A 13,951-nucleotide genomic window follows, 5' to 3' on the forward strand; every position below is an offset into this window, starting at 1 on the left:
GCGCGCCGGGGCCGGGTTCCCGGCGGTGCCGCAGTGGACGGTCAGGGTGTCCGTTCGCCGTGTTCGAGGTAGCGGGTGCCGCCGTCGAGCCACGCGGCGTGGCCGTGGACGATGCGGCGGGCCAGGCGGTCGATGGTGAGTTCGTGGACGCGGCCGATGTCGTGGAAGGCGTAGCCGACCAGTTCGCCGGGGTCGAGTTCGATGGCGGCGAGCTGGTCGCCGGTCAGCGTGCCGCCGTCGAAGACGAACAGCACCTTGTCGCCCTCGGGCTGCTCGGGCGCCCAGTCCGCGACAAGCAGCCGTCCGATGGCCGGCGAGATCCCCAGCTCCTCCTGGACTTCGCGCGCCGCGGCCTCGCGCGGGGTCTCCCCGCGTTCGATGATGCCGCCGGGGATCTCCCGGTAGTCCCTGTAGGAGGGCTCGACCAGCATCACTCGGTCGCGGTCGCTGAAGAACAGAACGCCCGCAGCGGCCCGAGCGAGGGCGAAGCTCTCTGCCGGTTCGTCGGTCACGGCGTCGAGCCTAGGAGATCGACGAGATGATGTTCACGTGGTGCGTCGGATCGTCCGCGAGGTGGTGGCGGACCCGGTGCCTGTCGCGAGGTGCGCTACCGGTCGGCACGGCCCGGCCGTGGAGTGTGCTCGTGGGTTCCAGGCGGCAGAAGCCGAACGTTGATCTCAGGAGCAGGGTCAAGCCCGGCAAGGCCCGGTCCTGCAAGATCTTCCAGCCCTGCCCCCCACGTGCTCGAGGATGATTCGCCAGTGCGGGGGCGCTCGTTGCCGAGGAATGATGCGATCCTGTCGTGAGCCGGCGGAGGAGGCGGGTGTGCGGCGGCTCCTGAGATGCGTGGCGGCGGTGGGGCTGGTGTCGCTGTTCAGCGCCGCGGTGCTCGGCATGTCGTGGGCGATCTTCGACGGGCCGGACGGTGTACGGAAGTGGGCGCTGATCCTGGCGTTCGTCCTGGCCGGGCTCGTGGTGATGTGGCGGTGGACGGTCCTCATGGTCGAGGCCGGGGCGCATCCGCTCGGCATGATCTTGGCCGGGCTCGCCGCCTTGTTCTTCGCCGGTACCGTTCCGGCCTGGTTCGCTACGTCGCTGCTGGACGAGCGTGAACGCCTCACCACCTGCCGGGTCCTGACCGTGACCGAGGAGGAGGGCTTCAACGGGGCGACCGTTCACCTCCACCGGCTGGCCTGCGACGGCATCGGCTCCTCCTCGATCATGTGGTCCGGTCGCGCTCTGCGGGTGGACCGGCAGGTGCGTGTGCGGTACGACCCCGAGGGGAGGTCGGACGAGGTGAGGCTCGCCGGCGACGAGGCGGCCATGGAGCCACGGGACATCGGCTTGATCGCCGGCGCCGAACTCGGCTTGATCCTCCTTGGGTCCCTCGTTCTGGTCGCGATCGGCAGGCCGCCCTCCTCCCCCGCGGTCCCGGTCCGAGACCGTGCTCCCGAGGACGAGCTGGACGAGGTCTGAACCTCCCGTGCGGCCGCTCCCGGGACGGAGTCGGAGGAAAACGCTTTCGCGTGCCGGGAACTGCGTATTCTCCTGGTGATCTCTGGGGCACGGCGGCAGGAAGGACGCGGGGATGGCTGGGAGCGGGGCGCCGTGGAGTCCGTACGGCGGAGGGCACGCACCGCGTCCAGCGCGGCCGCCCGCACCACCGGCGCGCCCGCTGACCTTCGGACGCCTCTTCAATCCGATCGCCGTCGGGCGTGCGGTGTTCACGCCGTCGCGGCCGGACCGGGTGCACGACCCGGTCGTGAAGAAGGCGCAGGTCGTGCGGACGGTCGTCGGCCTGGTCGCCGTGACGTGGATGCTGGTGTCCTACGGAGTGGCCTCGGACGCCGATGCCGTGGTGGACGACCGCTTCGGCCAGATCCGTACCTCCCTCATCGTTCTGGGGGTGACCTTCCCGGTCGCCGTCGCCGCCTTCATCGCCGCGGCACGCCCGCCCAACCGGCGCCTGTACCTGCGCCGCGCGGGCAAGCCCGCGGGTGCGCTGCTCGCGCTGGTCGTCACGCTCGCCGTGCCGCGGCTGATCACCGGGCTGGGCTACGTGGACGAGAACACGAACTGGACGGCGTCGGCATGGCGGGTGGTGCTGCTGTTCGCCCTGGGCGCGTTCCTGTTGTGGCTCGGCCCCTTCGGCCTCTACGGCATCGCGCAGTCGCTCGTGCACGTCTTCCGTACGGCGGACCTCCACGAGACCGTTCCGCCGTTGCTCGCGACGCTGCTCGTCTGGGAGGTCGCCCTCTTCGAGCTGTTCCGGGGCACGTACGACGGTGTGCCGTTCGGGGTACGGATGGCCTTCACCCTGGGAGGCCCGCTGTCCGTCACCGCCGTGGCGATGTGGGAGTTGCGGCGGTTGCGCACAAGGCACGGCATCACCGTGCGTGGAGCGCTGCTCCGCTGAGTGCTGAATCAAGGGTGCTCGGCTGATCAGGAGCAGCAGGTGCAGCCGGGCCCGCAGGATGCGCAGCCAGCTTCGACCGTGGCGCCGCCGGGCGCGGGCGGAGGCGGGACGGCGCAGCAGGCGTCGCCGCGCCAGGCCTCGCGGCCTTCCTTGACCGCGACGGCGGCGATGACCAGCGCGGCCACCGGGTCCGCCCAGGACCAGCCGAGCAGGCTGTTGACCGCCAGCCCGATCAGCAGCACACCCGACAGGTAGGTGCACAGCAGGGTCTGCTTGGAGTCGGCGACCGCGCTGGCCGACCCGAGCTCGCGGCCGGCCCTGCGCTGGGCGTGCGACAGGAACGGCATGACGAGCAGGCTCAGGGCGGCCAGTACCAGCCCGGCCGAGGAGTGCTCGGCCTCGCCGCCGCCGGCCAGGGCGCGGACCGAGTCGGCGGTCACGTAGGCGGCCAGCGCGAAGAACGACACCGCGATGATCCGCAGCGCCTTCCGCTCGCGCCGTTCGACCAGTTCGGGGTCGCGGGCGGCGAACTGCCAGGCGACCGCGGCGGCGGAGGCGACCTCGACCACCGAGTCCAGTCCGAACGCCACCAGCGCTCCCGACGACGCCACCGTTCCGGCCGTGATCGCGACGAGGGCCTCGGCCACGTTGTAGGCGATGGTGGCCGCCACCAGCAGGCGCACCCGCCGCGCCAGCACCGCCCGCCGCCGCGGCGAGGGGCTCAGCGGAACCGTGGTCATGCCCGTGCCGCCCTGTGGGAGGTGCGGGTATCCGGCCGTTGGCTAACGGGACACAGCGCGACGGCGCGGTCGGTGACCGCCAGCAGGTGCTCGGCCGAGCGCAGCAGGTCCAGCAGTTCGGGAGTGGCGATGAAGTAGAACGACTGGCGGCCCTCGGCACGGTAGTCCACCAGCTTGCAGCCGCGCAGGCAGGCCAGATGCTTGGACACCGTGGACTGCGCCAGCCCCAGCTCGCGGGTCAGGTCCACCACCCGCGCCTCGCCGCGGGCCAGCCGCTGAACGATCGACAGCCGCACCGGGTCCGCCAGTGAGTGGAACAGCGCCGCCGCCGGCGCCAGCCCGTCCAGAGAAGTCATTCCACAATCGGAATCAATCGCCATATCGTGATGATAGCCGGGACTCCCCTCCCATCACCAGCTGATCGCGGCCATGACCGGGCGGTGGTCGCTGCCGGTGGCCGGCAGTACCCGTGAGCTTTCCGGCCGTACGCCGCGGACGAGGATCTGGTCGATGCGCGCCACGGGGAGGCTCGCCGGCCAGGTGAAGCCGAAGCCGTCCCCGGCTGTGTTCTGCACGGAGCGCAGGCGCGAGGTGATGTCGCCGAACGCGCGGTCGTCCATGGTGCCGTTCAGGTCGCCGAGCAGCACCACCCGCTCGTTCCGTTCGGCGGCGACGGCCTTGCCGAGCGCCTGCGCGTTCCTGTCCCGGTGGGCCGTCGAGAAGCCCGCCCTCGGGTTGACCCGCGCGGAGCCCAGGTGGGCCACGTACACCGCCAGCGGGCCCTGGTCCGTGGCCACGGTGGTGCGCAGCGCCCGGTTGTACGTCAGCTTGACCTCGGCCGGTTTGGTGGCCGCCAGCGGGCCGTAGTCCATCTGGATGTCGACCGGACGGGTGTCCGACAGCGGCAGCCTGCTCCACAGCCCGACCGTGCCCTGCACCGTGTGGTGCGGGTACGCCTTCGCCAGCTCCTTCTCGTACGTCCCCCTGGCCTGCCGGGTCAGCTCCTGGAGGGCCAGCACGTCCGCGCCGGTGGCGGCCAAGCGGCGGGCGGTACCGGCCGGGTCGGGGTTCGCGGCGCCTACGTTGTGGCTGGCCAGGACAAGGTCGCCGCCCGCATGGGACTTGTCGCCGAGCAGACCGCCGAAGAGGTACAGCCACACCGCGACCGGCAGCAGCAGCGCGGCCGCCGCGGAGGCGGAACGGCGCCACAGCGCCCCGGCCAGCAGCAGCGGGACGAACAGGCCGAACCACGGCAGGAAGGTCTCCACCAGGCTGCCGAGGTTCCCGATCCGGTTCGGGATGTACGTGTGCAGCAGCATGACCAGGCCGAGCAGCAGTGCGAGGGCAGCGAGCACCGGGCCGCGTCTCCAGGGCTCCGGGCGGGCGCCGGCGCGGAACCACCGCTGGACGCCCGCCCGCCGGGTCCTGGCGGCGGTGTCCCGTTCGGTTTCCGCCGTATCCGTTCGCGCCATCGTCCGTCCTTGCATGCCGGTCACTTCCGCAGCCTCATGCGGCCTTGCCAGGCGTGATGTAGAGGTTCATGCGGGTGAAGTCGAGGGTGATGTTGTAGGGCTTGTAGAAGGGGTGGAAGAAGGTGGCCAGCACGTCGAATCCGGAGCGTGGCGGCCTGCTGTTCGGGTTCGTCATGCAGTAGACGCCTCTGGCGGCGGCGTCGCCGAGGCGGATCTCCTTCGGGTAGCAGGGGTAGGTGACGGTGGGACGGCTGTGGGCGAACGTCTCCACCGGGCGGTCGTGGTCGACGCGGATCCCCAGCCGCTCGGCCGTTTCCCCGGGCACGACCGCGGCGCTCTCGCTCACCCCGCCGATGGACAGGCCCACCACCTGGGTGCCGGAGCCGTCGACGCTTCCTCTGCTGTGCAGGCCGTGTTCATGGGCCAGGTACAGCGGCAGGGGCTTGGCGCCCGCGCGGACGGCGTCGGCGCGTACCTTGGCGGCCGTTCCGGCGGTCGGGCGGCGCAGGATCAGCGATCGGCCGGCGTAATCGAAGGTGGTCAGCAGGTGGTAGAAGATCCACGTGCCGATGATGCCGTCGCTCGGCCCGGCGGGCGAGGCCTGGTCCGTCTCCGACCATTCGACGGGGATGTTGCGCAGTTCGATGTCACCGAGCCTGAAGAAGTCCAGGACCCCGAAGTACTGCCAGGCGGTGCCGTTCAGGTAGTCGATCTGCTGCTTGGCCACGGCTCTCAGCCCGGCCTCCTCGGCCACTTCCGCGGACATGCCCAGCCACGGGGCGCCGGTGTAGAACATGAAGCGCTTCGGCGGTCCGCCGTTGACCGAGGCCTCCACCTGCGGTGACGGGTCCATCTGCCGCCACGGTACGCGGGCGGTGTCGCCGTGGATCTGGTACGGCGCGCCGCTGACGGCCCCGAACCATTGGGCGTAGACGTCCTCCCCGGCCGCCTGCCAGCACGGTACGGAGCCGGCGAATTCGTCCTGCCGGATGTAGCAGTCGCCCAGGAGCTGGTTGGTCTCCTTGTCGGCGGGTGCGAGTTCGAGTGCCTGCTTGAGGTATTTCTCGGCCTCGGGGAAATCGTTGACCAGTAGCCCGACATGGCCGCGCCGGCGGGCCGCGTGCACGTTCGCCGGGTCCTTTTTCAGGATCTCCTCGTAGGCGCGGCCGGCCTGCTCGAATTCCCCGGCCTTGAACAGCGCGTCCGCGTCGCCGTCGGCCCGCGCCGTTCCCGCCCGGCCGAGCAGCGGCGCGATCACGGCGGCACCGGCCGCGACGGAGGCGCCCCTGAGCAGCGAACGCCGGTCCCATTCCCCGCCCATGGCCTTCTCCTTTTCACTCTCACCTTCCATTCGCCACTTTCTAGCCGCCGGACGGTCACAGCACGGTGCCGGAAGCTGTGACCCGGCTGTGACCGGGTCCGCGACCCAGGCAGGATCAGGCCTGGGCGAAGTCGGGGAGTTCGTCGGACAGCAGGTGCTCGGCACCGCCTTCCAGGAGCCGGGCCATCTCGGCGGAGCGGGGCAGCATGATGCTCTCGTAGGCGCGGATGGCGTCGTCGACGGTGGGGGCGCCGGCGAGGGCGAGGGCGAGGTCGCTCGCGTCGAGCATGGCGAGGTTGACGCCGACGCCCAGCGGGGGCATGAGGTGGGCGGCATCGCCGAGGAGCGTGACGGCCGGCTGGTGCTCCCAGGTGTGCGGTACGGGCAGGGCGTGGATCGGGCGGTCGACGTAGGGGCCGTCGTTGTCGCTGATCAGGCGCCGGAGGTCGGGCGACCAGTGCGCGTACTCCTCCAGGAGCAGGGCGCGGATGGCCTCGGTGTCGTCGATGGTCAGCCCGCTGCGGCCGATCCAGTCGGCGGGGGCGCGCCGGATGATGTAGACGCGGATGCGGTCGCCGCCGTTGCGCTGGGCGAACAGCCCGCGTGCACCGTCGGCCGCCGCGGCGCCGCCCTGGCCGACCAGCTCGGCGATGCCGGGGTGGCGTTCATCGACGTCGGAGAACCAGGCCTCCAGGAAACTCACCCCGCTGTAGAGGAGGACGGCCGGTGACACGGCCGGACGGACCCGGGAGAACGCGCCGTCGGCGCCGATCACCAGGTCGGTCTCGACGGTGCCGCCGTCGGCGAAGCGCAGCAGCCGGGGACCGTCGGCGGGCCCGCCGACGCCGGTGAGGGCACGGCCCCACCGCACCGTCCCGGGTTCCAGCGACTCCAGCAGCAGGCCACGCAGGCGGCCGCGGTCGATCTCCGGCTTGAACAGCTCGCCGTCGCCGGGAACGTGGTGGAACAGAAGCCGGCCGCCGATGTCCAGCTGGCGCATCTCCTGCCCTTCGGGGCGGGCGAGGTCGAAGAACGCCTCCAGCAGGCCGGCCTCGCGCAGCGCGACCTGGCCGTCGCCGGCGCGCAGGTCCAGGCTGCCGCCCTGGTCCCGGGCCTCCGGGCCGGCCTCGCGGTCGTGGACGGTGACGGTCAGGCCGTGCCGCTGCAGGATGCGGGCGCAGGTCAGGCCGCCCGGTCCGGCGCCGATGACGCTGATACGGGCGTGGGAGGGCTTGGGAGAGGCCATGGCCGGTTCCTTCGGTTCGGTGGGGTGTCTCGCCGCGAAAGGAGACTAGGTACAAAAGTGTAACGAGTCAACTAATCAACTCGTTGCACATTGTGAGTCGTGCAGCCGTCCGGTACGCTCGGCCCATGACCGTGCCTCCCGCCGGCCGCCGCGAGCGCAAGAAGGCGGCCACCCGGCAAGCGATCGCCGACGCGGCCCTGCGGCTCTTCCTCGAACGGGGCTACGACCAGGTGAGCGTCCGCGACGTCGCGGACGCGGCGGACGTGTCCACCACCACGGTGTTCAAGCACTTCACCGGCAAGGAAGCGCTGGTGTTCGACCAGGAGCAGGACCGCGAGGAACGGCTCGTCGCCGCGGTCCGGCGGCGCCCGCCCGGCCAGAGCGTCCCCGACGCCCTCCGCCGGCACATCCTCGACACCTGGCTCCCGATCGAGACCCATCCCCAGCGGGCCGAGTTCGCCCGCCTGGTGGACTCCACCCCCGAACTGAGCGCGTACGCCGGGCACATGTGGACCCGCCACGCCCGCGCCCTCGCCGCGGCCATCGCCGACGAGGTCGGCGCCGACCGCGACGACCTCGCCTGCGCCGCCCTCGCCCGCTACGCCCTGGAGGTCCCCGCCCTCGCCCGCGGCCGCGACGACCCCCGGGCCGCCGTCGAGACGGTCTTCGACCTCCTCGCCCACGGCTGGCGCCCGCCCGCCGCCCGCTGACGGCCCGCGCCGTACGACAAAGGTCGTACCGGGGCCGCGGCGAGGATCAGACCACGGTCTGTTTCCGCGATCGGGACGGATCCGTAGCGTTGTCCCGGTGATCGAAATCAGCGGATTGACCAAACGCTACGGCCGGAAGACCGCCGTAAGGGATCTGTCCTTCACCGTGCACCCCGGCCAGGTCACCGGCTTTCTCGGCCCGAACGGCGCGGGAAAGTCCACCACCATGCGAATGATCGTCGGATTGGACCGTCCCACCAGCGGAACGGCCACGGTGAACGGTCGTGAATACGTCGCGTACAGCGCGCCTTTGCAAAAAGTCGGGGTGCTGCTGGACGCCAAGTCGGTGCACCGCGGCCGGACGGCCCGTAACCACCTGCTCGCACTGGCGCGAACTCATGGGATCCCCGCCGCCCGCGTGGACGAGACGCTGAGCATGGTGGGGCTCGGTGACGCGGCGCGGCGCCGCGTCGGGGCGTTCTCGCTGGGCATGGGCCAGCGGCTGGGCCTCGCCGCCGCCCTCCTCGGGGACCCGGAGGTGATCATCCTCGACGAGCCGGTCAACGGACTGGACCCCGACGGCGTGCTGTGGACGCGCACCCTGCTCAAGGACCTCGCCGCGCGGGGACGCACCGTCCTGGTGTCGAGCCATCTGATGAGCGAGATGGCCGTCACCGCCGAGCACCTGGTCATCATCGGCCGCGGCCGGCTGCTGGCCGACACCACCGTCGAGGAGTTCATCGCCCGCGTCGACACCGGCACCGTCATCGTGCGTTCCCCGGAGGCCGGCGAGCTGCGCGAGCTGCTGATCGGAGACGGCGCGACGGTCGCCGGTACCGAACGGGGCGTCCTGCGGGTCCACGGCCTGACCGCGGAGCGGATCAGCGAACTGGCCGCCGCCGCCCGCGTCCCGCTGCACGAACTGGCCCCGAAGCGCGCATCCCTGGAGGAGGCGTACATGGAACTCACCCGAGACGCGCTGGAGTACCGGCCGGCGGAGAAGAGCGCCGCATGACCACCCTCGATACATCCGAGACGACCGCGCCCGGCACGGCCCGCCCGGTGTACCGGGTGACCCCGGCCCGGGTGTTCCGCTCCGAGCTGACGAAACTGTGCTCGCTGCGCTCCACCTGGTTCCTGCTGGCCGGTGTCGGCGCCGCCCTGGTCGGGCTGGCGGCCCTCTTCGCCGCCGCCTACGCGTCGGACGTGGACGCGGGCAGGGCCGAACCGTCCACCGCCGCCGCCATCGACACCTCGTTCGACGCCCTGCACCTGGGCTCGCTGCTCATCGTGGTCCTCGGCATGATGCAGATGACCGGCGAGTACGCCTCCGGGTCGATCCGGCCGAGCCTGACCGCGGTGCCGCGGCGGCTGCCGCTGCTGTGGGCCAAGGCGCTGGCGATCACGGCGGTGATCGCCCCGGTGATGCTGCTGGTCTGCTCGGCGTCCTTCCTGACCGGCCAGGCGGTCGCCGGCGAGCACGGGGCCGGCCTCGGTGACGGCGGCGCGCTGCGCGCCGTCATCACCGGGCCGCTGACCGTGGTGGCGCTGGCCCTGGTCGGCCTCGGGCTGGCCACCGTCATCCGGCACACCGCCGCGGCGCTGACCACCTATGTCGGCGTCATGCTGGTGGCGCCGGCGCTGCTGGCGCTGGCGGTCCCCGAGCCGGTGCGCGACGCGGTCCTCCCCTTCCACCCCGGCCTGGCCGCCGAAGCGGTCTACACGCTGGACACCGCCTCGTCCCAGACCGACCTGCTCGCGCCCGGGACGGCGGGCGCCGTACTGGCGGTCTACATCGTGCTCGCACTCGCCGCGGGCGCGGTGGTCCTGCGGGTCCGGGACGTGTGACACTCGGATGACCATGGACTCGGTCCTCTCCCTCACCGCACGGCGGCCGCGGACGGCCGACGCCGCCCTGGCCGCCGCGCTCACCGCGGTGAGCCTCGCGGTGGCGGGCGGGCAGAGCGGAGCGTTCGGCTGGCTGTGCGTCGCCGCCGTCCACGTCCCGCTGGTGTGGCGGCGCCAGGCCCCGCTGGTGGTCTTCTGGACGGTCGCCGCCCTGGCCGGGGTGTCCGCGTACCCGCTCGCCGTCGAGGGGCCCTACCTGCTGCTGGCCCCGCTGGCGGCGCTGTACACCCTCGCCCGGCACCGGCCGCGCTGGCAGTCGCTCGCGGTCGCCGGGCTGGCCGAGACCGCACTGCTGTGGGGCTGGGTCGCGGGAGAGCTGACGTGGGCGAAGATCCTCGGCCTCGCCCCGCTCACGGCCGTCACCGCGCTGGCCGGGACGAACCTGCGCAGCCGGCGCGCGTACCTCGACCAGCGGGAGGAGCGGGAACGCCAGCGCGAACGGGACCGTGAGCAGCGGGCCCTGCTGGCGGTGGCCACCGAGCGGGAGCGCATCGCCCGGGAGATGCACGACATCGTCGCCCACAACCTGGCCGTCATGGTCGCCCTCGCCGACGGCGCGGCGTTCACCGCCACCGCCGATCCGGAACGGGCGGCCACGGTGATGCACAAGGTGGCGTCGACCGGGCGGCAGGCCCTGGACGAGATGCAGCACCTGCTCGACCTGCTGCGGAACGGTACCGCCGGGCCGTCCCCCGGCCACACCCCGCAGCCCGGCCTGGCCGACCTCGACGCGCTGGTCGACCAGGTGCGCGCCGCCGGCCCGCGGGTCACCGTCACGCGGGAGGGCGTGCCCGGCCGCTGGAGCCCGGGTGCCGGGCTGGCGGTGTACCGGATCGTCCAGGAGGCGTTCACCAACACGCTGAAACACGCCGGGCCGGCCGCGCGGATCGAGCTGCGCCTGCGCTACCTGCCGCACGGTGTCGAACTGGAGGTCGTCGATGACGGGGCGCTGCGGCGGTGGACGGACGCCGACCGCGCCGGCACCGGCGGTCACGGCCTGGTGGGGATGGCGGAACGGGCCGGCGCCTACGGCGGCGGCGTCGAGGCCGGTCCGCGTCCCGCGTCCGGCTGGCGGGTCGCCGCGCGGATGACCTTCGAGCACGCCGCCGCGGCGCCCGCCGCGGAGGGCTCCGCGGGAAGGATGGCGTCCCGGTGACCACGACCGTGCTGCTGGCCGACGACCAGCCGCTGGTGCGGATGGGCTTCCGCATGGTGCTGGAGTCGCAGCCGGACCTGGCGGTCGCCGGCGAGGCAGGCGACGGCCTGGAGGCGGTGTCCATGGCCCGCGCGCTGCGGCCCGACGTGCTGCTGATGGACGTGCGGATGCCGGAGTGCGACGGCATCGAGGCCACCCGGCGGATCGTCGCCGAGGGCATCCCGACGCGGTGCCTGGTGCTGACCACCTTCGACCTGGACGAGTACGTCCACGCGGCCCTGCGCGCCGGGGCCAGCGGGTTCCTGCTGAAGAAGGCGACGCCGCAGGAGCTGATGTACGGCATCCGCGCCGTGGCCGCGGGGGACGCCGTCATCGCGCCGAACGTGACCCGCCGGCTGATCGGCGCGTTCGCCGGCCAGCTGCCCGATCCGGCGGCCGAGCCGCCCGGCCCCGACCCGCGGCTGGCGCTGCTCACCGAGCGGGAGCGGGAGGTGCTCGGACTCATCGCGGACGGGCTGTCCAACGGCGAGATCGCCGCCCGCCTGGTCATCTCCGAGGCCACGGTGAAGACGCACGGCGGGCGCATCTTCGCCAAGCTGGGCGTCCGGGACCGGGTGCAGGCGGTCATCTTCGCGTACGACAACGGCATCGCCGGCCGCGACTGACCACCGGCCGGAGGTCAGGAAACGCGGCGGGTCTAGGCGGGCTTGCCCATGTCGATCCACCGCTGGAGCCTTTCCAGTTCCGCCTCGGACCACGTGCCGTCGCACGGCATGTGCCCGCTCAGCAGGGAACCGATGATGGCGTCGGCGTGTTCGGCGACATCCGCGTGGTCGAACAGGTCGAAGTAGGCCAGCATCGCGTTCCGGTCCTTCTCCCGGAACAGGGGCTTGATGTCCCGCTCGAAGCCGAGCTTGTCGCCGCGGTCGGGTGTTGGCATGTCGCGTCCTCCTTCAGGGAACGGCGGAACCCGTCCCGTAGAAAAGACCGGACAGCCCGCCGATCGGTGACGGCTTACGCGGAACCGGCCTCGAAGGAGCCGGGGGCGGCCGCTATTCGAGCAGTTTGCCGTCGGTCGGGACGTCGTGCATCAGCTCGGCGATGTCGGTGGGGATCGGCGGGACGGGTTCGCGGCGCACTCCGGTCTCCGGCGACCAGACCAGGTTGACCCTCAGGGCCGGATCGAGGCCGGGGTGGTCGGAGCGGTGGTGGCAGCCTCGCGTCTCGCGCCGCTCCAGCGCGCATTCGAGGGTCGCGCGGGCGGCGAGGACGGCGGACCTGAGGTCGTAGGCGTGCGCGAGGTCCTCGAAGCCGCCGATGTCGACGTGCGTGCCGGCGTCCTCCATCCGGGCCTCGATCTCGTCGAGCGCGGCGAGCCCGGCGGACAGCCCGGCCTCGTCCCGCACGACGCCGGCGTGCTCGGTCATCAGGCGGCGCACCGACCGCTGCAGCGCGCGGACGTTCTGGTCGCCGTCGGCGGCCAGCAGCCGGTCCACGTCCGCCTGCGCGGCGCGGACCGATCCGAGGGAGCGCCGCTGGCCGGTGAGCCCGGCCGAGTACTCCGCCGCCGCCCGGCCGGCGACGCGGCCGTGGACGAGCAGCTCGGTCAGCGAGTTGCCCTCCAGGCGGTTCGCGCCGTGCAGGCCGCTGGCCGCCTCCCCGATCGCGAAGAGCCCGTCGATGTCGGTGCCCTGGTCCTCGGGGCGGACCCGGACGCCGCCCATGGAGTAGTGCGCGGTCGGCGCGATCTCGATCGGGTCGCGGGTGACGTCGAGCATCTGCAGGTCCAGCAGCATCCGGTGCACGCGCGGCAGCCGCGCCAGGACCGTCTCGCGCGGCAGGTGGGACAGGTCGAGCCACACGCCGCCGGCCCGGGTCCCGCGGCCCTCCCTGATCTCGGTGTACGCCGCCAGCGCGACCCTGTCCCGGCCGGCGAGTTCCATGCGCTCGGGGTCGTAGCGCTCCATGAACCGCTCGCCGAGGTTGTTGAGCAGGATCCCGCCCTCGCCGCGCGCGGCCTCGCCGACCAGGGTTCCGGCCGCGTTCTCCGGCTTGAGCAGGCCCGAGGGGTGGAACTGCACCAGCTCGGGGTCGCGCAGCCGGGCGCCGGCCTCGGCGGCGAGGCGGAGGGAGTCGCCGGTGTTCTCGTCGCGGCGGGAGGACGTGTGCCGCCAGATGCGGGTGTGGCCTCCGGTCGCGAGGATCACGGCGTCGGCGTGCACGAGGTAGCGCGAGCCGTCGGCGGTGTCGAATCCGTAGGCGCCGAACACCGTCCCGTCGTCGACCAGCAGCCGAGTGACGTACAGGCGCGGCAGAACGGGTACGGCGAGCCGCTCCGCGCGCTCGCGGAGCACGCGCTGCATCTCCCGGCCGGTGCGGTCGCCGGCGAACGCGGTGCGCCGGTACGTGTGGGCGCCGAAGTAGCGCTGGGCGATCCGGCCGTCGTCCTGGCGGTCGAAGCGCATGCCGAAGCGTTCCAGGTCGTGGATGCCCTGCGCGGCCTGCCGGGTCACGGCCAGCACGGCGCGCGGGTCGGCGAGCAGGCGGCTCTCCCGCAGCGTGTCGGCCGCGTGCTGCTCCCAGGTGTCGGCGTGGTCGGTGGTCGCCAGCGCCGCGTTGACGCCGCCGGTGGCCAGGACGGTGTGGGCGTCGCCGGACGCGCGCCTGCCCACCGCGATGACCGCGACACCGGCCTCGGCCAGCTCGATGGCCGCTCGAAGGCCGGACCCGCCGGTGCCCACCACCAGGACGGAGGTGGCGAGCCGGTGTTCGAGCGTTGACATGGGACCTCCTGCGGCGGCGGACGGACGATAGGCAGTGCTCGACCGGATAGCGGCGCCGTCTGTGACAACCCAGGGGAACTTTTTTCTTCATGCCCATGCCGTTCGGCATGCTGCCGGCGGCGGCGGCCGCATGTATCGTTTCAATGCTCGCCGCGACGAGCGTCCTGGGAGGCCGCCCAGGAGACCCCCCTAGGAGCCG

Annotated in this window: 15 protein-coding genes; 7 read left to right on the plus strand and 8 right to left on the minus strand. The window is 72.6% G+C overall.

Going from position 1 to position 13,951, the window contains the following annotated elements:
- Positions 1-41 precede the first annotated feature (41 nt).
- On the minus strand, positions 42-512 hold the full coding sequence (locus tag AB0881_RS12550) for an NUDIX hydrolase (protein ID WP_366616593.1): 471 nt from the start codon (positions 510-512) through the stop codon (positions 42-44).
- Positions 513-825: 313 nt separating this feature from the next.
- Here AB0881_RS12550 and AB0881_RS12555 point away from each other — a divergent pair, with 313 nt between their 5' ends.
- On the plus strand, positions 826-1,476 hold the full coding sequence (locus tag AB0881_RS12555) for a hypothetical protein (protein ID WP_366616595.1): 651 nt from the start codon (positions 826-828) through the stop codon (positions 1,474-1,476).
- A gap of 244 nt (positions 1,477-1,720) precedes the next feature.
- Entirely contained in the window at positions 1,721-2,416 is a 696-nt protein-coding gene (locus AB0881_RS12560) for a hypothetical protein (RefSeq protein WP_366616596.1), read from the plus strand.
- A gap of 26 nt (positions 2,417-2,442) precedes the next feature.
- On the opposite strand, the gene AB0881_RS12565 is transcribed toward AB0881_RS12560, so the two are convergent.
- From AB0881_RS12565 to AB0881_RS12585, 5 genes are all read right to left on the minus strand, one after another.
- Positions 2,443-3,156, minus strand: a complete 714-nt coding sequence (locus AB0881_RS12565) for a cation transporter (protein WP_366616597.1) — start codon at positions 3,154-3,156, stop codon at positions 2,443-2,445.
- On the minus strand, positions 3,153-3,512 hold the full coding sequence (locus AB0881_RS12570; RefSeq protein WP_366616598.1) for a metalloregulator ArsR/SmtB family transcription factor: 360 nt from the start codon (positions 3,510-3,512) through the stop codon (positions 3,153-3,155). Before AB0881_RS12570 ends, AB0881_RS12565 begins: the two co-directional genes overlap by 4 nt.
- Positions 3,513-3,566: 54 nt before the next feature.
- Positions 3,567-4,628: an endonuclease/exonuclease/phosphatase family protein gene (locus tag AB0881_RS12575; RefSeq protein ID WP_366616600.1), complete on the minus strand. Its 1,062-nt coding sequence runs from the start codon at positions 4,626-4,628 to the stop codon at positions 3,567-3,569.
- Between the two features lie 34 nt (positions 4,629-4,662).
- Positions 4,663-5,949, minus strand: coding sequence for an aspartyl protease family protein (locus AB0881_RS12580; protein ID WP_366616602.1), 1,287 nt, complete (start codon positions 5,947-5,949; stop codon positions 4,663-4,665).
- A 115-nt stretch (positions 5,950-6,064) separates the two neighbouring features.
- Positions 6,065-7,195, minus strand: a complete 1,131-nt coding sequence (locus tag AB0881_RS12585; protein WP_366616604.1) for an NAD(P)/FAD-dependent oxidoreductase — start codon at positions 7,193-7,195, stop codon at positions 6,065-6,067.
- Positions 7,196-7,320: 125 nt separating this feature from the next.
- On the opposite strand from AB0881_RS12585, the gene AB0881_RS12590 reads away from it, so the two are divergent.
- The 5 genes from AB0881_RS12590 (at position 7,321) to AB0881_RS12610 (ending at position 11,634) form a co-directional block, all read left to right on the plus strand.
- Entirely contained in the window at positions 7,321-7,905 is a 585-nt protein-coding gene (locus AB0881_RS12590; RefSeq protein WP_366616606.1) for a helix-turn-helix domain-containing protein, read from the plus strand.
- A 97-nt stretch (positions 7,906-8,002) separates the two neighbouring features.
- Positions 8,003-8,920: an ABC transporter ATP-binding protein gene (locus tag AB0881_RS12595; RefSeq protein ID WP_366616608.1), complete on the plus strand. Its 918-nt coding sequence runs from the start codon at positions 8,003-8,005 to the stop codon at positions 8,918-8,920.
- Positions 8,917-9,753: an ABC transporter permease subunit gene (locus tag AB0881_RS12600; protein WP_366616609.1), complete on the plus strand. Its 837-nt coding sequence runs from the start codon at positions 8,917-8,919 to the stop codon at positions 9,751-9,753. Before AB0881_RS12595 ends, AB0881_RS12600 begins: the two co-directional genes overlap by 4 nt.
- 7 nt (positions 9,754-9,760) lie before the next feature.
- Complete coding sequence (locus tag AB0881_RS12605) at positions 9,761-10,969, plus strand: histidine kinase (RefSeq protein WP_366616611.1); 1,209 nt, start codon at positions 9,761-9,763, stop codon at positions 10,967-10,969.
- Positions 10,966-11,634 carry a response regulator transcription factor gene (locus AB0881_RS12610; RefSeq protein WP_366616613.1) on the plus strand — a complete coding sequence of 223 codons (669 nt, stop codon included), beginning with the start codon at positions 10,966-10,968 and terminating at the stop codon, positions 11,632-11,634. The genes AB0881_RS12605 and AB0881_RS12610 overlap by 4 nt, the downstream gene beginning before the upstream one ends.
- Before the next feature lie 32 nt (positions 11,635-11,666).
- Here AB0881_RS12610 and AB0881_RS12615 read toward each other — a convergent pair whose 3' ends face one another.
- Both AB0881_RS12615 and AB0881_RS12620 read right to left on the minus strand, forming a co-directional pair.
- Positions 11,667-11,909, minus strand: coding sequence for a hypothetical protein (locus tag AB0881_RS12615; RefSeq protein WP_366616614.1), 243 nt, complete (start codon positions 11,907-11,909; stop codon positions 11,667-11,669).
- Positions 11,910-12,021: 112 nt separating this feature from the next.
- On the minus strand, positions 12,022-13,752 hold the full coding sequence (locus AB0881_RS12620) for an FAD-binding protein (RefSeq protein WP_366616616.1): 1,731 nt from the start codon (positions 13,750-13,752) through the stop codon (positions 12,022-12,024).
- Positions 13,753-13,951: the final 199 nt, after the last annotated feature.

It is taken from the genome of Spirillospora sp. NPDC029432 (assembly GCF_040703975.1).
GTDB lineage: Bacteria > Actinomycetota > Actinomycetes > Streptosporangiales > Streptosporangiaceae > Spirillospora.